The sequence below is a fragment of the Planctomycetaceae bacterium genome (assembly GCA_021371795.1).
GTDB lineage: Bacteria > Planctomycetota > Phycisphaerae > Sedimentisphaerales > UBA12454 > UBA12454.
In genome coordinates, this window is sequence record JAJFVK010000019.1 from 21,717 (window position 1) to 40,296 (window position 18,580).

The window sequence follows — 18,580 nt, forward strand, 5'->3', positions numbered from 1 at the left end:
ATTGGTATCATTTTTCTTGTTTTTCCGGCTTTATAAGGACGGACAGAGGCAAATATTTCGGAATTTTTGACGGCACAAGTGCAGTTCAGGTCAACAGCATACCTATCAGCCTAAATGTTATTGTGTATAAAAAATAGCTCTAATTAAAAACTTTCAAAATCCTCTGAATTTAAGTGTTTGACAAATAACGGATTTATAATAAAATATCCGTAGTTTTTTATATGGAATATTACTGTTTTGAGGTTGAAAGTCGAAAAAATCAATGGCGAAAGTAACGCTGCCTGACGGCAAAGTATTGGACATCGAAAACGGCCTGACATTGTATCAGGTGGCGGAAAAAATTGGGGCAGGGCTTGCGAAAGCTGCTCTGGCCGCGGTTGTCAATGACCAAACGGTCGATTTGAGCACTCCGGTAACAGGCGATATCAAAATACAAATCATCACAGCTAAAAATCCAGGCGGACTTGAGATTATTCGCCATAGCTGCGCGCACGTAATGGCAGAGGCAATTTGCACCATCTGGCCGAATGCACAATTAGTTTACGGCCCGACGGTTGAAGACGGTTTCTATTATGACATTGACCTTGACGACCCGATTAAGCCCGATGATTTTGCGAAAATAGAAGCGAAGATGGCTGAAATTGTAAATCAGAATCAGCCGTTTGTTCGCAAGGAATTTAGCAGAGAACAGGCTCTTGCGCACGTTGCCGGCAACAGATACAAAGTTGACAACGCCAATCGTGCACAGGGCGATACGATAAGTTTCTATTCGCACGGCCAGGGCGGATTCGAGGATTTATGCCGCGGCCCGCACGTACCGAGCACCGGCAAAATCGGATTCTTCAAGATTATGTCTGTCGCGGGGGCTTATTGGCACGGCGATGCGAAAGAAAAAATGCTCCAGCGTGTTTACGGTACTGCCTGGGCAACGCAGAAAGACCTCGATGCGTATCTGTTCAGGCTTGAGGAATCGAAAAAACGCGACCACAGATTCCTCGGCAAACAGCTTGATATTTACAGCGTAAATGAAGATATTGGGCCGGGACTGATTCTCTGGCATCAGAAGGGTTCGCTGATTCGGCACATTATCGAGACGTTCTGGAAAGAGGAACATCTCAAACGCGGATATGATTTGATTTACACGCCGCACATCGCGACCGAAACGATTTACAAAAAAAGCGGACATCTTGAAAAATACGCAGATATGATGTATTCGCCGATGCAGATTGATGAGCAGAATTATTATCTCAAGCCGATGAACTGCCCGGGTCATTATATGATTTACAATAACAGCCCGCGAAGTTATCGCGATTTGCCGATGAGATTCTGCGAGTTGGGTATGGTTTATCGCTATGAGCCAAGCGGCACGCTGCACGGTATGTTGCGGGTTCGCGGCTTCACACAGGATGACGCACATACGTTCTGCACACCCGACCAGCTCGGCAAGGAAATTGACCTTATCCTCGAACTGATGCACTTTATGATGACGACGTTCGGATATACTTACAAAGCGTACCTTGCGACGCGCCCTGCGAAATTCCTCGGCACCGAAGAAGAATGGGCAATGGCGACCAAAGAACTGCGTATGGCGATGGAACGCAGAGGCTTGGCCTATGAAGTTGACGAAGGCGGCGGTGTGTTTTACGCGCCGAAGATTGATATTAAATTGATTGACTCGCTTGGCCGTGAATGGCAGGGCCCGACGCATCAGGTTGACCTGCAGGCGGCGAAGAGGTTTAATATTCGTTACGTCGGTGCGGATAATCAACTGCACGAGCCGATTATTATTCACCGCACAGTGCTTGGCAGTATGGAGCGATTCATCGGCGGGCTTATCGAGCATTACGGCGGCAATTTTCCGCTGTGGCTCTCGCCCGAGCAGATGCGTGTGCTGACGATTAGTGAAAAGACAAATGATTACGCGATGAAGCTTCAGCAGAGTTTGAAGGCTGACGGACTGCGGTGCGGAATTGATAATAGTCCTGAAAAAGTTGGTGCGAAAATTCTGCACGGCCATAACGAAAAAGTACCTTATATGGTAGTTGTCGGGCCGAAAGAAGCTGAAACGCAAAGCGTCAATGTTCGCATTCGCGGGACGAATGAAAGCAAGAGTATGTCCGCCGAGCAGTTTATTGCTGCGGTAAAAGAAAAGGTAAAATCCAGAACAGCGGATTTGCAATTAGCTTAAAAGTTAAAACTATTGGATCGGCCTGTGGCCGAGATTGTTTTTTGAAAGGAAAAGGTTATCGGAAAGTTAAAACTTAGAATCAACGAGCAAATCAACAGAAGCCCGGTTCGCCTGATTGGCGATGATAACAGCCAAATTGGCGTTGTGACTATCGACCAGGCGCTGGCGCACGCCAGAGAAGTAAACCTTGATTTGGTCGAGATATCTCCCGAGAGCAGCCCGCCGGTGTGCAGGATTATGGATTTCGGAAAATATCTTTACGAGCAGAAACGTAAAGATAAGCTGAATCTCAAAAAGCAGCACACGGTAACGTTGAAGGAGCTTCGGATTCGGCCTAAAACAGACAAGCATGATTGTGATACTAAAGTTAACCATGCACGTGAGTTTTTCCGCAAAGGACATCGCGTACAATTTACTATGATGTTCAGAGGTCGTGAAATGGCGCACACAGAGCTTGGGCAGGCATTGATGAATAAAATAATTACTGACCTGGAAGATGTGGCAAAGGTTGAACAGCCGCCGCTTATGCAGGGCAAGCGTCTGACGGTGCTGATGATGCCGAAAGCAGAAAAGTAACGCCGGGTATCCCGGAAGGGATAATAATTTAGTATTTTTAGATTTATTTTAATGTTGACCTTCCGATAGGAGGGTGATAATATACCGTTCTTAATTTTTTATAAACAAGAGTTGTAAGGTTGTGAAATATGCCTAAGAAAAAAACACATAAAGGTTTGAAGAAACGCGTAAAAGTAACAGGCCGCGGTAAAATTAAAGTTCATACGAGCTTTACCGGCCATTTGATGAGCGGTAAGACTGCGAAAAGATGCCGGAAATTGCGAAAACCAATCGTTATTCCGGAAGTTTACGCGAATGTAATGAAAGAAATGTTGGACATTGATTAATAAGGACGAGCTGATATGCCACGTGTAATAAAAGGGTCAGCAACCCGTAAAGCTAGAAAACGTATCCTTAAAAGAGTTAAAGGACATCGGGGCGGTCCCGGCAGACAGTATCGTCTGGCCAAGGAACGAGCAGTAAGGTCTGAAGTTTTCGCAAGAGTCGGCAGGAAACTCAAAAAACGCCAGTACAGGGCGCTTTGGATTATCCGTTTAACAGCGGCCTGCAGGATGCGAAAAATCAGATACAGCCAGTTGATTAATGGTCTGAAGAAGGCCAGTATCGCTCTGAACAGAAAAATGTTAAGTGAAATAGCTATTTTCGACCCGGCTGCGTTTGATGCCATTGTTGAAAAAGCAAAAATCGCTTAATCTGGTCTTTGATACAAGAGCGTGCTTGAGACATTCAAACAAATCGGTAAGGAAGCACTCGAATCGCTCAAGTCGGTAACAACCCCCGCCGAGCTTGAGGAATTCCGCATACGCTTTTTAGCAAAAAAAGGCGCTGTTACCGATATGTTAAGCAAAATCGGCAGTTTCCCCGCTGAACAGAAAAAGGATGCCGGTGCGCTTGCGAATAAGGTCAAGCAGGAAGTAACCGAGGCTTTCGAAAAAGTCAAATCGTCATTGTCAAGCCATAGTGTTCAAAAAGGCCCAATGGTAGATGTTACTTTGCCGGGCGTTGATTTTCAGCAGGGCAAGGCTCATATCATTTCGCAAACCATTAACGAACTTATCGAGATTTTCGGCAGGATGGGATTTGGCATCGCTTACGGCCCGGAAGTCGAGGACGAATGGCACAACTTCGTCGCGTTGAATATTCCCGAAGGACATCCCGCAAGAGACCCATCGGATAATTTCTGCCTCGAAGGCAATATAATGCTTCGCAGTCAGACATCAACTATGCAGATTCGTACAATGGAAAAACAAAAGCCGCCAATCAGGGTTATTGCACCGGGCAGAGTTTACAGACCCGATACGGTTGACGCAACGCACATGTATATGTTCTATCAGCTCGAAGCGCTTGTCGTAGATGAAGGCGTTTCGATGGTCGATATGAAAAGCACAATCGCGCAGTTCATTTCCGTATTCTTCGGCAAAGACGTTAAATGGAGATTGCGTCCGAGTTTCTTCCCATTCACAGAGCCAAGCGCAGAAGTGGATTTGTTGTTCGTTACAAAAGACGGCAGCGAAAAATGGATTGAAGTCGGCGGCTGCGGCATGGTTGACCCGAACGTATTTAATGCAGTCGGGATTGACAGCGAAAAATATACCGGCTGGGCTTTCGGCTTCGGCATTGAAAGACTCGCGATGCGAAAGTACGGCATAACCGATATCAGATTGCTGTTCGAAAATGATATCCGCTTCTTAAAACAATTCTAAATCTGCATAGCCGCATAGCCACGAATATTTTTAATTAGCCACGAATTTACACGAATTAACACTAATTATTTTTTATAATCTTTCACCATCTGAATAAATCTGACAGGGTTGATAATTTTTGCGTTATTTTTAATATATGCAGATTTAAAGAGCAGTTCTTTCATTTGCTGTGGCGTAAGTTCTGGTCTGATTTGCCATCCCATAGCAAGAACACCGGCGCAATAAGGCCTTGTCCAGCTTGTTCCGCTATTGCCCCAATATATATATGTGAAAACATTTCTTTGTTTTTCTTCAGCCGTGGTTCGTACCGAAGCAGGTATAAGGATTTCATCAGGATTGAACCAGGAATCTCCAATGCGAGAACCAGGCGTGCATTGCACAAAATTATCTGGAGAATTTATGCTGTACCAGCATCTGCCGATAAAACCGTGATGTCCTGTGCAGTCAAGAACCATTATTCCGTTTCTTTCGGCACGTTCGTAAGCCTCATCCCACATTTGGGTGTTTTTTTCAAAAGGAGTGCCTTTGCCTGAAGGCCACGCTGAAACAGATATAACCCTTATTTTTTGGCCAAGCGGAAGTTTATTATTTTGCTCTATTATCCAATCAATCGCTTTCGCATAATAAGCCGAATCTTTGTTCCATGAAGGCACAGCGGCGTAATACACTTTTGCATTGGGAGCAGTGCCGCAATTTGTACCAACCAGCAGGCTTGTAACCGCCGGCCCGTGCATACTGGTTTTTTCATTGCCGCAACCTGTGTCGTAATATGCCGCAATTTTGCCCGCGTATTCAGGATGTTCACCAAACAAGGGCTGATCAATAATAGCGACATTAACACCCTTGCCGGTGATTCCCTGTTTGTGCAGTTGACGCACGCCGAGGCCGGGATTCATTGCAGTTTGCATTATTTGTTCAGGGCTTATATTGGTCGGTATTTTATCGGGCGAAGGCCAGATGGTGTTATTGTTAAATATCAGGGTTCGAATTATATTACCCTTTGCTGACAGGCTAAGCTGGCTTAAGTCTTTATTGCGAACATCGTCAAACTTTTTTACAGCAGTTACAAAATTGTCGACTGCGGCGAAACTGACCACATTCAAATAAAAAAGCAAAACAACAAATAAGTGTTTATTTGTGTCCATTCGTGGTTTTAATTTTTTTCGTCCAATCTTTTCGTGGTTTTAAAATCCACCTCTTTTAAGAGTTCTTCAGCATCGACAGGTTTTGTTAGCTGTGCGAGATATGTCTTGAAAAATGACTCCTGGCACTGTTTTCCAATGGCATCGCGGTTCATACAGACCTGCACAAGGTTTTTGACTCTCAATTTCCACGGAATTGAATCGAATTTTTTCGTTCGCTCATTATCGAGAAAGTAAAACTCGAAATTTTCATCTTTTTCTTTAACGAGAATATTGCCGAGTCTTAAATCGCCGTGAAAAATTCCTTTATCGTGCATTTTTCCGATAGTCTGCGCGAACTGCTCAATCATTTTTTTCTTTTTTTCAGCAGGCAGGGTACCGAGCATTTTATAAAATGGCGTGCTGTCGGTAACTTCCATTGTCATAAGGAATTTTCTGCCGTAAGCGACGGTCTGCGGAGTCAGGAATCCGTTTTCTATGAGCATTTGACCAGCTTTAAATGCCCTTTGTGCGCGGGATGGTAAAATCAGAGATTTGAAGAAATCCGAAATATTGCGGACGAAATATTTTTTCAGAATTATACTGTAAACTTTTGCTTTTAATAAAATCTGAAACTTTAAAACCAGAGCTGTTTTGGACGAGCCGAGTTGCTCAAAGTCCGCTCGTGTGCCGTCAGGAATTTGAATGTTCGAAGATTCAAACCCTTGCGGAAAATTGTCAGCGATGATAATTTTTTTGTTAAACATTTTAAGCCACAGAGTTTTATTTTTGTTGTATAGCCACAGAGAACATCCTCTCTGATTTTTGCTTTCAAGGAGCAAAAATCCCAAAGATTCAAGGACTTCCGCTCCGCTCCAGCAGAGTTCACAGAGAAATAATTTTTATTTACAGTGTAAATCCGTGTTAATCCGAATCCGTGTCGATTTCATATTTCAGCAGCCGATTATAGCGATGCCGAGTTCGTCGGCCAGTTCGATTGTCTGCGGTTTATCTATAATAATCGTTCGTTGTGCCTCAACGACAAGGCTTCTGCCGCCGTTTTTGTGCAGTGACTCAATGGTTTCTGGGCCAACGCATGGCACATCGAAACGCATATCTAAATCCGGCCGCGGAGCTTTTAAAAGCGTCCAGTTGCCGCGTTTGCATAACTGGCCTGCACGTTCAATCATTGCGCCTGTGCCTTCAACGGCCTCGACCGCCAGAACAGTTTTTTCCTTAACGGCAATCGCCTGACCGATTCCGGTTTGTGTTATTTTTTTCAGCATTTGCCAGCCGAAGTCGATATCTTCCTGTACGCCCGCCGAAGGAGTGGTTTTTGTCATTACGCCTTTGTCGGCCAAATGTTCTTTGCAATATTTTGTTGAGTCCTGCAAAATAATCCCTCCGCAGGCAAGTTCATCCGCGATTGCCTGCAAGATTGTCTGGTCAATTTTATTGTTTTTTCGTAACCGCCAATAATAAATTCGCAGTGCCCGCCAGTCCGGCAAAAATTTTAAAATTCGTTTCGGAGTATAAAGTTTCTCCTTGCGAACTTTGCCGACCATTATCGTGTCTGTAACGCCTTGCTTTTTTAATTTGCGAATCCATGTGCCGGGCCGAGCCAAAGGAACCTCGGCGTAATAATCGACTGCGTTAATCAGACCGGGGTCGGGATTATCGCCCAGCCCTGCGCAAACGATTTTCAAGCCTGCCTGCCTTGCTCCCTGTGCAATCAGAAACGGCAGCCTTCCGCCTCCCGCAATCAAACCTATTATTTTTTTATCATCCATTATTTAGGATTAGCATCTTTTTCAAGTCGTTGGATTGCTTTTTTCATTTCCGGCAAATCTTCAATCAGTGCGTATGCGCGTCTTGCTTTCGCGGCATCAATCGCAGGAGCACCGATGATATTTGACTCATCCGGAACGCTGTTAATCACGCCTGCCTGCGCGGCAATTTGTACGCAGTTACCGATTTTGATATGTCCGACGATGCCGGCTTGAGCGCCGATAACGCAGTGATGGCCGATAGTCGTCGAACCGGCAACGCCGATTTGGCTGACGAGCAGGCAATAAGGGCCGATTTTTGTGCCGTGGCCGATATTGATCAAATCGCCGAGTTTACTGCCTTTACCGATAATGGTATCGTCAATCGCGCCTCTTTGCAGGCAGCAGTTGCCGCCGATTTCGACTTCGTCTTCGATTACGACTTTGCCGACTTGCGGAATTTTGTGATGTACGCCTTTGTGAGTTGCGTAACCGTAGCCATCTTTACCGATTGTTGCGTTGGCGTTGATGATAACATTATTGCCCAGAACGCAACCATCGTAAATTACGCAGCTCGGATACAAAATGCAGTTTGTGCCGATTTGAACATCCGGCCCGATGAATACGTTCGGATAAATTACCGTGTCGTCGCCGATAACCGCGTTGTCGCTTACAGTCGCGAAATCATGGATATGGCAGTTTTTGCCAATTTTTGCCGACGGCGATACATTCGCATTTGGCGCGATGCCGTCCTGTCTGTGTTTTCTATGGCCGTGCAGCAGAATCACTATTTGCGCAAACGCGTAATACGGGTCGGCAGCGATAAGCAATGGAACGTTGCATTCGGCTTCCTTGCCGACGATAATCGCGCCGGCTTTTGTGGTCTTAATCGCACGCGAATATTTCGGATTCGCAAGAAAGCTGATATCCGAAGCCGTAGCGTTGTCGAGTGTCGCAACCGAAGAAATCTTAACATTGGCATCGCCTACGACTTTGCCGTTTACATATTCTGCTAATTGTCCGAGAGTCTTTGACATCAATAATCCTGATAATAATTAAACACTGTATTATAACGATTAGACATTGCAGGTCAAGAACTTAAGAATTTCAGTGCTGCCCGGCTGACCTGCTCGACGGCACTTGGACAAGGGTGCGTAAAATCGGATTCTTTCAGTTTGAAAGTCTTCACTTTAGGGCCGACAGGGGCATAAATGGTCGGGTCGGTAGGCCCGAAGCATGTGATTGTCGGCAGTCCTGTCGCCGCGGCGATATGAGATATTCCGCTGTCGTTGCCGACAAAACAGCCCGCGCAGGATAAAATCTGGAATGTGCGTGAAAGCGAAGTTTCGATTGCGACCGGAGCAAGAACTGAAAGCCGGTCGAAAACCTTTCGGCTCAAGCGTTCCTGTTCTGCCGGTCCGAGCAAAAAGATTACGCTTTCGCCCGCATCGAGTAATTCTTCTGCGAGCAGATAAAAATTGTCTATGTTCCAGCATTTTTTTACGCCTCCGCTGCCGGGGTGAATCACGGCGGGGCGATACTTCTTTTTGATGCCGTAGGACTCGATAATTTCTCTGCCTGCGGCAAGGTCTGATTTTATCGGTTTGAGATATTTTTTTTTGCCCATCGTGTTCAGTGTCGGTTTGCGATGAATGTAATGCGAGCAGGAGTTGGCAATCGTATCGATATAAAATTTTGTTATATGATGTTTACAGTCGGCAGGCGGTTTGAGCGGCAGGGAGGTAACTTCGACGGAGTTGCTGCAATTTGCCGTGAAAATTAAATTACGTTCGAAATCACTGCCTGACGCGGCGAGAAAATTGAAAATATGCTGATAGCCCGAAAAGGCTGTTATCAGCGGGTCGTCATCCTGCAATTCAAAATCTTTATGCGGCACAAAGAGTCTGTGCATTTCTATTGAATCCAAATCCCGCACGTTGTCTATGCAGCTTCTTGTCGGCATATAAAGCATATAATGACTTCTGCCGAGCATCGCGACTGTTCCAATTTTGAAAGTTTTTTTAATAAACTCCGCGACCGGAAGCGTCAGCACGCAATCGCCTATCGCGCCGGGCTGAATTATCAGCGCACGTGTTGCCTGCCTGTCGGCATCGGCCTCTGCGGTCGAGAGCAGTTTCAGAATGTCATCGTCATCATCTTTGGTCATAATTAATTCACGGCTTCATCTATCCACGCGCCGCCGGCGAGTTTTGCCCCGTACGGAGAATCGACATAAAAAACAACAGCCTGCCCCGGCGTTATTGCTCGAAGCGGCTGGTCGAAAGTAACTTTAACCGTATCGCCCTGCGGAAAAACTGTTCCGCTTACAGCTTTGTGATTGTATCTTATTTTTATTTTCGCCGCAAATGGTTCTTTCGGAGTATCGACAAGCCAGTTCGGATTGGAAGCGAGCAGCGATTTGTGAGTCAGTTCATCCGCCGGCCCAAGCACAACGGTATTTGTCGCCGCGTCGAGTTTCGTTACATACCACGGCGTACCCATTGCGACCCGTACACCTCTTCGCTGACCGATGGTAAAACGATGAATCCCTGAATGTTCGCCGAGTACTTTGCCGGCCGAGTCGATGATTTTGCCTGCCCGCACAACTTCCGGACTGATTCGTTCCAATGTGCCTGCGTAATCATTATCGGGAATAAAACATATTTCCTGTGAATCGGCTTTTTGGCTTACGGCAATGCCGAATTTTTCCGCGGTTTGCCGCGTCTGTTCTTTGTTTGCGAAATCGCCGAGCGGGAAAAGCAAATGCGGAAGAACATTTCTATGAATCATAGCCAGTGCATAAGACTGGTCTTTTTCTGTATCGGCTGCGCAAAGGTTGTCGGCGGATGGGTTATGTTGGTCGTGACGTATTGAAACGTAATGACCTGTAGCGAAAAAGTCAGCGCCTTTACTGCGGGCATAATCGAAAAATTTGCCGAATTTTATATTGCGGTTGCAAAATACACACGGATTGGGCGTGCGTGCCTGTTTGTACTGACCGCTGAAATAATCCAAAACGATCTTGAAATCCTCCCGCAAATCCAGTGCCTCGAACGGAATGCCGAGGTCGTCGGCGATTTTCTGCGCATCGGCGCAATGCTGTTGCGCGTAATCGTGGATAATCATAAAAACAGCGTTGCAATCGTACCCGGCTTCAATAAGCAGCCCGGCTGCGGCTGCGCTGTCAACGCCTCCGCTTACCGCTATGAAAACCTTTTTGCCTTTTGTCAAAATTCCCAAACTCTCTATTTCTTTTTGAAGATATTTTTTAAGGTGTCTGTTGCTTTTTCAATTGCTTTGTCTGTATCGCCAAGCGAACCCTCAAGTGAGCCGAGCACGTCAGACGGAATTATATCTTTGCCCTGTGATGCTACTTCTTCGGAAATTTTCCGGAAGATTTTGCCGGTAACGTCAGCCAGCGATTCTTTTTCGCCGCCGACATCGGATAAGTGCAGCGATACAATATGCAGCGTTACAGCGTCGCTTTTGCCCGGCAGTGGCAGCAATTTGACTGTCACGTACACGTCGTTTATGTCAACTGAAGTAATGTGAACGCTTTTTGATTTTTCGTCGGCCTCTGTTGATTCGGTCTTTTTCGCGTCTTTTGCCGGCATAGCTTTCAGAATATCGTTCAGGTTGCTCGTCAGTCCTTTTTGCTCGATAACCATTTTAATGTTGTCAAGTTTGACCTGCTGAATCTCAATCGGATTGCCCAAAAGATTGCTGATACTGGTTTGTACGAAAATAGAATTTGCCTCAAGAATATTTTCGAACTGATAACCTTCAGGGTTGCCGATTTTCAGGTTTGTAATTTCGATTGTGCCTGATGTTATACCCAGATGTGCTTTCGATACCGACGCATCCACCTTCAACTGTGTTTTTATCGCGGTTGGAATCGCGGCACGGATAATACCGTCGATTGAGAGCAGTCCGATTACCACAGCCAGAAAGACAATGATAATTATAGCGATAATGATGTTCGCGGCCTTACTACTTTTCTTTTCCATTTTTTGACTCCTTCAAAAAAACTATTGTTTTTCCATAACAAGTTTATTCAACTGGTTCAGTAAATCTTCTGAAACTTTATAACCCTGCTGTTTGGCGATTTTCACGTGATTGAGTGCCTGTGGATATTTGCCTAAAGTATACAGCGTAACGGCAAGATTATTATGCGCAGCCGGGAAGTTCCATCGTTGTTCGATTGCTTTTAAATAATATTCTTTCGCAGGTTCATATATCTCTCTTGCCGAATATGAAACCGCCAGATTGAAATAAACATCTGCGTCTTTGGGATTGAGTTTTATTGCTGCCTCATAATATTCAGCCGCCGCGTCGTATTGCTTGCGTGCCATATAAATATTCGCCAGATTCTGGTATGCGCCGGCAAAATTAGCATCGGCGTTTATCGCGTTTTTATACGCCTGAATTTCTTCTTCCGGCCAATTGAGTTTATTATAAACCAATGCAAGTCCCATATGTGCGTTAGCGTTCAAAGGCTGATAATAAACAGCGGTACGGTATTGTTCAAGCGCCTCGTAATACATTTCCTTCTGAAAAAACACACAGCCAAGCCCATAAGCCGCGTCAGCCGAGTCTGTTTTAAGAATCAGTGCACGCCTGTAACTCGATATTGCGTTATCCCATTTTTTTTGGTCGCGGTATATACTGCCAAGAGCTATATAAACGTCGGCGTCGCGGTTGTCAATATTTGCCGCAGTTTTCAAATATGCGATGGCTTTGTCGTCCAGTCCTTGCGAATGATATGCCCACGCCAAACCTTTGTAAGTCTCGATGTAATTTGGGTCGAGATGCAGTGCGGTCATATATTGCTTGATCGCCGCGTCTAAAATTCCCTTCTTGCGGTATGCGTTGCCGAGATTGTGATATGTTTTCGCATCCGATGGATTTATTTCAAGAGCTGTTTTATACTGCTCGATTGCAAGGTCGGTCATATTCTTGCGAAGGTAGATATTGCCCAGATTCGTTCTTGCCTCGGCAAGCATTGGCGTCAGCGCAACGGAAAGTTTTTGATAATAAAAAGCGTACTCAACCTGCTCTTTGTTCATATAAACATTCGCAAGATTATTGAACAGACAGCCGATAGTTTCTTTCTTCGTGAGATTCCGCATATAAACGCCTTGCGAGCCGTTATCGGGAATGTTGAATTTTTCGATATAATGAGCATCTGGCGGATTTACGCCGAGTTGTGTTGTTTCGATATTGAAACGAGTATGGCCGTCATCGCAGCGGACAAAAAAATGTCCCGGCGCTACGACTCCGTATAATGGCAGGCCGAGTTTTTCGCCGACCGAAAGATACAGAATCGACAGGCTCAAACAGTAGCCTCTTTTGTTGTCAATGACGGTGTTCAAAAACAAATCGTCAGGATTGTCTGCATTATCGATTGCCTTAAAACCCATCTTGCGGAACAAAAGATCGCTGACGGCCTGACAGGTTTTGTAATTGCCTGCGTTTGTTCCGACTTTTTCGCTAACTTCGTTCGCCAGTCGATCTATCATATTCATATAATAAACGGTATTTAGCTGGTTGTTCCAGCGTTTGCTGACCAGCAGCACGCTTGCCGCAAGGTCGATATCGTCATTGTCGAGTTTGAGAACCTCTTCGATGGAATTGGGATAATAGCTGCTGCTGCTGCTGCGCACAACTCCGTCGCACGGCAAAACAGCCAAAACTGCAAGAAACAGAAATGTAAATCCAATCTTCATAATTTTATATCAAAAATCAAATATCAAAAATAAAAATGACAAATCAAAATTAAAAATTAATATGCCGAAGGCACTCCACAATTTTGATATTTAATCTTTGATTTTTAATTTTCGTAACGTCTCTTTTGCTTCCGACGTCGCCGGCATCGTAACCTTTTTAACTTTTGACGTTTGTCCCGATATAATAGCGATAGAGTTTTTCGGAATATTAAATTTTTCAGCCAGCAATTCGATTAGTGCCTGGTTGGCTTTCCCTTTTTCCGGCGGAGCCGCAAGCCTGACCTTTAACATTCCATTATAAAGTCCCGCGACTATTGTTTTGCTGCTGCCGGGAACGACCTTAATATTAAAAATTATTCGTCCGTCTTTTTCGGCGAAATTAATGGAATTTTCAGACATTCTCGGGATATTCCCTGATATTTTTGCCGACAGCGGCCTGAATATATCGTTCAATTTGCGAAGCCAGTTCGCCAACGGCATCGATTTGGAAATCCTCATAATGTCCCGGCAGGAATTCACCGTTTAACGCTCGTTTGTAAATTTTAACCCTTATAATCGGACAGCCGCTACTTCGTTTGCTGAAGTCAGCGTTCTGATGTTCGGTTAGTTCGACCTTCCAATCCTCACTTATAAAGACAAGTGCCTTGCCTGTGTAAACAGATGTTGGAAAATATTCGTAAAGTTCTTTCAGTGTTACCATCGGAGCTATTATAACCTATTATTTTGTTATTTCAAGCTGCCGATAAGTTCGGCAATAGAAGATATATTGTGTCTTTGGCAATAATCCTTGATTCCGGCCGGTATTTTACTTGCGCAGTCTGGATTTATGAAGCTTGCGGTGCCTATGGTAACGGCTGTCGCGCCGGCAATGATGAATTCCAGAGCGTCGGAGGCCGTTCGGATTCCGCCCCCGCCTATAAGCGGGATATTTGCCGGTTTTGCGACCTCATTGTACACTTTATTCACAAGATAAACCGCAATCGGCCTTATCGCAGGCCCCGAAAGCCCGCCGGTACGATTCGCCAACACAGGTTTTCGCGTCTCAATGTCGATTACCATTGCGGTAAAGGTGTTAATCAGACTCAAAGCATCGGCGCCATTGTCAACCGCAACTTTCGCGATTGTGCTTATATTAGTTACGTTTGGCGTCAGTTTTACGATAAGAATTTTATCGCGAACGACCTTTTTTACCTCACAGGTTATCTGTTTAACAACCGCAGGGTCGGTTCCGAACGTAATTCCGCCTTGTTTGACGTTCGGGCAGCTTATATTCAGTTCCATTCCCGCTATCTGTTTGCACTGCGAAAGTTTATCCGCAACCGCGACATAATCTTCGATTTCACGCCCCGCGATATTTACAAAAAATGGCGTTTTATACCGCTCCATCATCGGCACTTTTTCCGCTATAAATTTTTCAACGCCGATGTTAGCCAGACCAATCGCGTTGAGCATTCCAGAATCAGTTTCCACTATTCGCGGCACGTCATTGCCCATCCTCGGCTGCATAGAAATGCTTTTTGTAATATAGCCGCCAAGTTGGTTTATATCCATAAAATCGTCAAGCTCGTCAACATAGCCGCACGTGCCCGAAGCCGTCATCAGCGGATTCTTAAGCTTCACCGAACCGAGATTAATTGAAATATCTATTGCCATACCACTTCATCAGACCAGAAAACCGGGCCGTCCTTGCAGCAGAGTTTGTAGAATTCTGTATTTGTTTTTTTGTCAATACACTTAACCGCGCAACCCTGGCACAAACCCGTCCCACAAGCCATTCGACGCTCTAAACTGACTTGGCAGGGGATTTTAAATTCACTGCTCACAGCCGCAGAAGCACGAAGCATCGGCTCCGGCCCGCAGGCATACATAATAGTATTGTTAATATCAGGCTTGTTTTCTTTGAGCCATTGTTTCAAAATTTCTGTTACGAATCCTTTAGAACCGGCCGAACCATCGTCCGTGCTGATGTGTGCTTTAATTTTGTGCCTGTCAAATTCGCCGAGTGTGATTTTTTTCTTGTCGAACTTGTCGGCTTTTACTTCAAAGAAAGCTAAATCAGAAACAGATTTTGTGCCGACAAACACAACTATTTCTGTGTCTGGACATTGCGATTTGATAATAGAGGAAAGATGCACAAGCGGGGGAGCACCCATTCCGCCCGCGACTAAAATTGCTAATTTTTTATCAGGCAGTGAAAACCCATTCCCCAGCGGCCCAATAACGCTGACTTTGTCGCCGGTTTTGAGCGTTTTCATTCTAATAGTTGCCGCTCCGACAACTGCGTAAAGAATTTCGACCACTACGCTGTCTTTGCCTGTAACAACATCTGCAAAACTAAATGGCCTGCGGAGAATGACGTTTCTTTGAGAAACATCTGTAAGTTGTTGTGGAATAGAGTTTTGCGCAGGTAAAGCAAGGCCGGCTACCTCAATTTCGGCAAACTGTCCCGCTGCAGCCTTTGAAAATATGGTTTTTGCCTTCTTTTCCAGCTCGAAAGTGATTCGGGAATATTTATCACTGAAGGCTCTGTTTTGCAGAACCGAGGCGTTAAAGATTCCTTTTTTTGGTGTTTTATGTTCCATAAGTGTCTATTAGTAATGCAATTATGATTTTGGTGGCCGCAGGGTACAAAAAAACTTCCGGAATAATCATCCACTGGTATTCCGGAAGCGCGCCACGGCTAAAATAGCCGCAAAAATCATTTTCATATAAGGAGTATAACTATTCCTTGGGCGTTGTCAATCAAGCAACAAGAAAAACTTATGATTTTTATAAGTCTATATTTTATAATTAGTTATAAAATTTGTTGATTTGTTTAACGGAATTTGTTAGAAAAGCGACCTATGTTAAAAATTACAAAGATTATCACAGCAATTATCGTTGCGGCAGCAATTGGGCAGGCTTCTTTTGGCTCAAACCTGCAGCAGAAAATAGAACAAATCCTCGCTCGCAAAGACCAGAAGAACGTCGAGTTTACAATCTCTGTAATCGACCCGCAAACCGGCAGCAGAATCTACGGCTATAATCCGTCAAAGCCTCTGACGCCTGCGTCGAATATGAAACTGGTTACAGGTTTCACCGCGTTGAAAACTCTCGGCAGCGATTATAAATTTGTAACCAAAGTCGGCCTTGTCGGCGGAAAACTTGTCGTCGTCGGCGGAGGCGATCCGCTGCTCGGATACGATGGAAATGATTGCATCAGCCCGATTATCAATGCACTCAAAGCGAAAAATATTACTCAATTGGAAGTAATCGCAGTTGATAGTTCCATTTTCGAAAATATTCGCGTAAATCCAAACTGGCCGTTAAATCAGCTCAACAGAGATTATTCCTGTGAAATTTCCGGCCTTAATTACAACGGCAACTGCATAAAAATCACCGCGTCAGTGAACGGCGGTCATATTGTTTTGGACAAAACGCCGAATACGGAATTTGTTCAACTGATTAATAATGTAAGATATGTCAAAGGCGCCGGTGCTATCGGCTCAAACAGAACAGAACAGCCCAACTCGCTTATAGTTTATGGCAAATGCGGAAGAGAAACTTCATTTGACGTCGCGATCGAGAATCCGAGTTTATATTTCGGCACACTTCTTTCCGAAGCTGTTTATAGAGCCGGTATAAGCGTAGCTAACTCGCTGACAGAAGAAAGCGGCGTTCAGCAGCCGATGGAAATCATCGCGCAATTCGAGACGCCGATTACGGAAGTTTTACAGCACTGCAATAAAGACAGTTTGCAAATTGCGGCAGAATGTATGGGAAAAATGATTGCCGTAAAGACAAACGGCTGTCAGGGAAGCTGGCAGAGTGAAAGAGACGCTGTTGGCAAATATCTGATGTCGCTCGGCGCTGATAATACTGAATTTTTGCTTGATGACGGCTGCGGATTGAGCAATGCAAATAAACTTTCATCAAATGTTCTTTCGCTGATTCTGCTGGACGCGTACAAAAGTCCGCTTTGGTCAACGTTCAAGCCGACGCTTGCCGTTGGCGGTATTGACGGAACAATCAAAAAACAATTCTATAAAGAGAAATATAAGAACAGAGTCTTTGCCAAAACCGGTTACATCAGCGGTGTCAGGGCTCTTTCAGGCGTCTGTATCGGAGCGAGCGGCAGAGAATATATTTTCTCAATCATTACAAATAAGGCGAACTATCCCACCAAAAAAGCCATATCCGATATCGTCGAATCAATCATCGACGAAGGGTAAACGGATTTAATATTTTAAATTTTATATTTAATATTTTAATAATTTATTGAATTTTATTTTCAAAAAAAACGTAATATATGTCTCACACAGAATGGCGGAAATTTTCAGGCTCTGCGACAGAATAACCGTTCTTCGCGACGGCAAAACAGTCGCTTCATGCGATATTGGTCAGACTACGGAAAACAAACTGATTGAAATGATGATAGGCAGAAGTTTTGAAGCCTGTCTCGAAGTCCATTTACCCGACAAACAATACTTGCAGTCTCCGCAGCTTAAGGTTGTATTTATTGTTGATACAGTGGAAAAAGATGCTTACAAATGATAATGAAGAAAATGATGTGTAGTTCCAAACAACGTGTAGAAGCTGTTTGATAAGCTATGTTTTACAAGCTTAAAGGTGTATACGAGAGCTTAATTTGTACTGGGTCGGTGTTTTCTTGACAATTTTTTTGAATATTCTGCAAAAATAAGCGACATCAGAAAAGCCGCATCGGCCGGCAATTTCAGAAAGAGTCATATCATATTTTGACAGCATAAATTTGGCTCTGTCTATTCGCACATACGTTAAATAATCACAAAACCGCATCAGGCCTTCCTTTCTAAAAAGCCTCGAAAGGTGATTTGGCGTTATTTTAAACTCCGCAGCTACACTGTCTCGTGTAATTTCATTTTGAAAATTGTGCTGCATATACGAGCAGATTTCATCAAATAAAAAATTCGCTTTTCGCACAGTTACTTCTGTTTTTGTGTTCAGCATATCAAGACAGCATGCAGCCATCGCCTGAACAAGCTGCGGATAAGCGGAAAATTGTGAAGCGGTATTATTAAACTCCAAAATAGACTGCAAAATTTTCGCGGCCGGGCCGGCAACAGGTCGATTTATCGGAATTTTTTCAGCAATAATCGACGACTCCGAAGTGCCGTCGCTGCTGATTAAACTTATTCCTGTCAGTTTTTTTCCAAACAAAAACATCGCAACCCGCACAGGCTTTTTCCATGTCGGTCTCTCCCAGCAATTTGGCGGAGCAAATACAGCCTGTCCTTTTTCAATGCTTAATATGCTCGGTTGGCCGGCCTGCTCTATCTCAATCTCATAACATCCGTCAAGCACAATCGACAGCAGTGGGAAGTTAACCATGTAACTTAAAACCGGAGGTTTTGTAACGCTGTTCGCGAAAAAAACCTTTGTAATTTGGTTGTTTTCGAGCCAGCAGCGTATTTGAGCAGCTATTTTTTCTGAATCAGCCATAATTTGCAAAATGTTACAATAGTACAATAGATGGTACGAT

Annotated in this window: 20 protein-coding genes; 7 read left to right on the forward strand and 13 right to left on the reverse strand. The window is 44.5% G+C overall.

The window, feature by feature from the left end:
• Nucleotides 1–262 precede the first annotated feature (262 nt).
• From thrS to pheS, 5 genes are all read left to right on the forward strand, one after another.
• Entirely contained in the window at nucleotides 263–2,188 is a 1,926-nt protein-coding gene (gene thrS / locus LLF92_08760) for a threonine--tRNA ligase (GenBank protein MCE5341199.1), read from the forward strand.
• Between the two features lie 78 nt (nucleotides 2,189–2,266).
• The gene (gene infC / locus LLF92_08765; GenBank protein MCE5341200.1) at nucleotides 2,267–2,764 is read left to right on the forward strand and encodes a translation initiation factor IF-3; all 498 of its coding nucleotides are present in this window, start codon (nucleotides 2,267–2,269) and stop codon (nucleotides 2,762–2,764) included.
• Nucleotides 2,765–2,892: 128 nt separating this feature from the next.
• On the forward strand, nucleotides 2,893–3,090 hold the full coding sequence (gene rpmI / locus LLF92_08770) for a 50S ribosomal protein L35 (protein MCE5341201.1): 198 nt from the start codon (nucleotides 2,893–2,895) through the stop codon (nucleotides 3,088–3,090).
• A 15-nt stretch (nucleotides 3,091–3,105) separates the two neighbouring features.
• Nucleotides 3,106–3,456, forward strand: coding sequence for a 50S ribosomal protein L20 (gene rplT, locus LLF92_08775; protein ID MCE5341202.1), 351 nt, complete (start codon nucleotides 3,106–3,108; stop codon nucleotides 3,454–3,456).
• Between the two features lie 21 nt (nucleotides 3,457–3,477).
• Complete coding sequence (gene pheS / locus LLF92_08780; GenBank protein MCE5341203.1) at nucleotides 3,478–4,467, forward strand: phenylalanine--tRNA ligase subunit alpha; 990 nt, start codon at nucleotides 3,478–3,480, stop codon at nucleotides 4,465–4,467.
• Between the two features lie 65 nt (nucleotides 4,468–4,532).
• Here pheS and LLF92_08785 read toward each other — a convergent pair whose 3' ends face one another.
• From LLF92_08785 to LLF92_08840, 12 genes are all read right to left on the reverse strand, one after another.
• Nucleotides 4,533–5,375, reverse strand: coding sequence for a S8 family serine peptidase (locus tag LLF92_08785; protein MCE5341204.1), 843 nt, complete (start codon nucleotides 5,373–5,375; stop codon nucleotides 4,533–4,535).
• 245 nt (nucleotides 5,376–5,620) lie between these two features.
• Nucleotides 5,621–6,355 (reverse strand): lipopolysaccharide kinase InaA family protein, encoded by a 735-nt coding sequence (locus LLF92_08790; GenBank protein ID MCE5341205.1) that lies wholly within the window; start codon nucleotides 6,353–6,355, stop codon nucleotides 5,621–5,623.
• Between the two features lie 186 nt (nucleotides 6,356–6,541).
• Nucleotides 6,542–7,378, reverse strand: a complete 837-nt coding sequence (gene lpxI / locus LLF92_08795) for a UDP-2,3-diacylglucosamine diphosphatase LpxI (protein ID MCE5341206.1) — start codon at nucleotides 7,376–7,378, stop codon at nucleotides 6,542–6,544.
• Complete coding sequence (gene lpxD / locus LLF92_08800; GenBank protein MCE5341207.1) at nucleotides 7,378–8,391, reverse strand: UDP-3-O-(3-hydroxymyristoyl)glucosamine N-acyltransferase; 1,014 nt, start codon at nucleotides 8,389–8,391, stop codon at nucleotides 7,378–7,380. Before lpxD ends, lpxI begins: the two co-directional genes overlap by 1 nt.
• Before the next feature lie 53 nt (nucleotides 8,392–8,444).
• Entirely contained in the window at nucleotides 8,445–9,521 is a 1,077-nt protein-coding gene (locus tag LLF92_08805) for a glycosyltransferase family 9 protein (GenBank protein ID MCE5341208.1), read from the reverse strand.
• A 2-nt stretch (nucleotides 9,522–9,523) separates the two neighbouring features.
• On the reverse strand, nucleotides 9,524–10,603 hold the full coding sequence (gene mnmA, locus LLF92_08810; protein MCE5341209.1) for a tRNA 2-thiouridine(34) synthase MnmA: 1,080 nt from the start codon (nucleotides 10,601–10,603) through the stop codon (nucleotides 9,524–9,526).
• Nucleotides 10,600–11,361, reverse strand: coding sequence for a hypothetical protein (locus tag LLF92_08815; protein ID MCE5341210.1), 762 nt, complete (start codon nucleotides 11,359–11,361; stop codon nucleotides 10,600–10,602). The genes mnmA and LLF92_08815 overlap by 4 nt, the downstream gene beginning before the upstream one ends.
• Nucleotides 11,362–11,382: 21 nt before the next feature.
• Nucleotides 11,383–13,080 carry a tetratricopeptide repeat protein gene (locus LLF92_08820; GenBank protein ID MCE5341211.1) on the reverse strand — a complete coding sequence of 566 codons (1,698 nt, stop codon included), beginning with the start codon at nucleotides 13,078–13,080 and terminating at the stop codon, nucleotides 11,383–11,385.
• A 90-nt stretch (nucleotides 13,081–13,170) separates the two neighbouring features.
• Nucleotides 13,171–13,479: a DUF167 domain-containing protein gene (locus LLF92_08825; protein ID MCE5341212.1), complete on the reverse strand. Its 309-nt coding sequence runs from the start codon at nucleotides 13,477–13,479 to the stop codon at nucleotides 13,171–13,173.
• On the reverse strand, nucleotides 13,472–13,780 hold the full coding sequence (locus LLF92_08830; protein ID MCE5341213.1) for a hypothetical protein: 309 nt from the start codon (nucleotides 13,778–13,780) through the stop codon (nucleotides 13,472–13,474). The genes LLF92_08825 and LLF92_08830 overlap by 8 nt, the downstream gene beginning before the upstream one ends.
• A 26-nt stretch (nucleotides 13,781–13,806) precedes the next feature.
• Nucleotides 13,807–14,733 (reverse strand): dihydroorotate dehydrogenase, encoded by a 927-nt coding sequence (locus tag LLF92_08835; GenBank protein MCE5341214.1) that lies wholly within the window; start codon nucleotides 14,731–14,733, stop codon nucleotides 13,807–13,809.
• Nucleotides 14,724–15,662, reverse strand: coding sequence for a dihydroorotate dehydrogenase electron transfer subunit (locus tag LLF92_08840; GenBank protein MCE5341215.1), 939 nt, complete (start codon nucleotides 15,660–15,662; stop codon nucleotides 14,724–14,726). Before LLF92_08840 ends, LLF92_08835 begins: the two co-directional genes overlap by 10 nt.
• A 261-nt stretch (nucleotides 15,663–15,923) precedes the next feature.
• Between LLF92_08840 and dacB the strand changes: the two genes are divergently transcribed.
• Nucleotides 15,924–17,291 (forward strand): D-alanyl-D-alanine carboxypeptidase/D-alanyl-D-alanine-endopeptidase, encoded by a 1,368-nt coding sequence (dacB, locus tag LLF92_08845; protein MCE5341216.1) that lies wholly within the window; start codon nucleotides 15,924–15,926, stop codon nucleotides 17,289–17,291.
• A gap of 91 nt (nucleotides 17,292–17,382) precedes the next feature.
• Complete coding sequence (locus LLF92_08850; protein ID MCE5341217.1) at nucleotides 17,383–17,613, forward strand: hypothetical protein; 231 nt, start codon at nucleotides 17,383–17,385, stop codon at nucleotides 17,611–17,613.
• Nucleotides 17,614–17,682: 69 nt separating this feature from the next.
• Here LLF92_08850 and LLF92_08855 read toward each other — a convergent pair whose 3' ends face one another.
• Nucleotides 17,683–18,540: an AraC family transcriptional regulator gene (locus LLF92_08855; GenBank protein ID MCE5341218.1), complete on the reverse strand. Its 858-nt coding sequence runs from the start codon at nucleotides 18,538–18,540 to the stop codon at nucleotides 17,683–17,685.
• Nucleotides 18,541–18,580 lie beyond the last annotated feature (40 nt).

What these genes read in the sequence shown, in the direction of transcription:
- thrS (MCE5341199.1), top strand. Translation starts at nt 263, where the DNA reads ATGGCGAAAGTAACGCTGCCTGACGGCAAAGTATTGGACATCGAAAAC.
- rpmI (MCE5341201.1), top strand. Translation starts at nt 2,893, where the DNA reads ATGCCTAAGAAAAAAACACATAAAGGTTTGAAGAAACGCGTAAAAGTA.
- rplT (MCE5341202.1), top strand. Translation starts at nt 3,106, where the DNA reads ATGCCACGTGTAATAAAAGGGTCAGCAACCCGTAAAGCTAGAAAACGT.
- LLF92_08785 (MCE5341204.1), bottom strand. Translation starts at nt 5,375, where the DNA reads ATGCAAACTGCAATGAATCCCGGCCTCGGCGTGCGTCAACTGCACAAA.
- LLF92_08790 (MCE5341205.1), bottom strand. Translation starts at nt 6,355, where the DNA reads ATGTTTAACAAAAAAATTATCATCGCTGACAATTTTCCGCAAGGGTTT.
- lpxI (MCE5341206.1), bottom strand. Translation starts at nt 7,378, where the DNA reads ATGGATGATAAAAAAATAATAGGTTTGATTGCGGGAGGCGGAAGGCTG.
- lpxD (MCE5341207.1), bottom strand. Translation starts at nt 8,391, where the DNA reads ATGTCAAAGACTCTCGGACAATTAGCAGAATATGTAAACGGCAAAGTC.
- LLF92_08805 (MCE5341208.1), bottom strand. Translation starts at nt 9,521, where the DNA reads ATGACCAAAGATGATGACGATGACATTCTGAAACTGCTCTCGACCGCA.
- LLF92_08815 (MCE5341210.1), bottom strand. Translation starts at nt 11,361, where the DNA reads ATGGAAAAGAAAAGTAGTAAGGCCGCGAACATCATTATCGCTATAATT.
- LLF92_08820 (MCE5341211.1), bottom strand. Translation starts at nt 13,080, where the DNA reads ATGAAGATTGGATTTACATTTCTGTTTCTTGCAGTTTTGGCTGTTTTG.
- LLF92_08825 (MCE5341212.1), bottom strand. Translation starts at nt 13,479, where the DNA reads ATGTCTGAAAATTCCATTAATTTCGCCGAAAAAGACGGACGAATAATT.
- LLF92_08830 (MCE5341213.1), bottom strand. Translation starts at nt 13,780, where the DNA reads ATGGTAACACTGAAAGAACTTTACGAATATTTTCCAACATCTGTTTAC.
- LLF92_08835 (MCE5341214.1), bottom strand. Translation starts at nt 14,733, where the DNA reads ATGGCAATAGATATTTCAATTAATCTCGGTTCGGTGAAGCTTAAGAAT.
- LLF92_08840 (MCE5341215.1), bottom strand. Translation starts at nt 15,662, where the DNA reads ATGGAACATAAAACACCAAAAAAAGGAATCTTTAACGCCTCGGTTCTG.
- dacB (MCE5341216.1), top strand. Translation starts at nt 15,924, where the DNA reads ATGTTAAAAATTACAAAGATTATCACAGCAATTATCGTTGCGGCAGCA.
- LLF92_08850 (MCE5341217.1), top strand. Translation starts at nt 17,383, where the DNA reads ATGGCGGAAATTTTCAGGCTCTGCGACAGAATAACCGTTCTTCGCGAC.
- LLF92_08855 (MCE5341218.1), bottom strand. Translation starts at nt 18,540, where the DNA reads ATGGCTGATTCAGAAAAAATAGCTGCTCAAATACGCTGCTGGCTCGAA.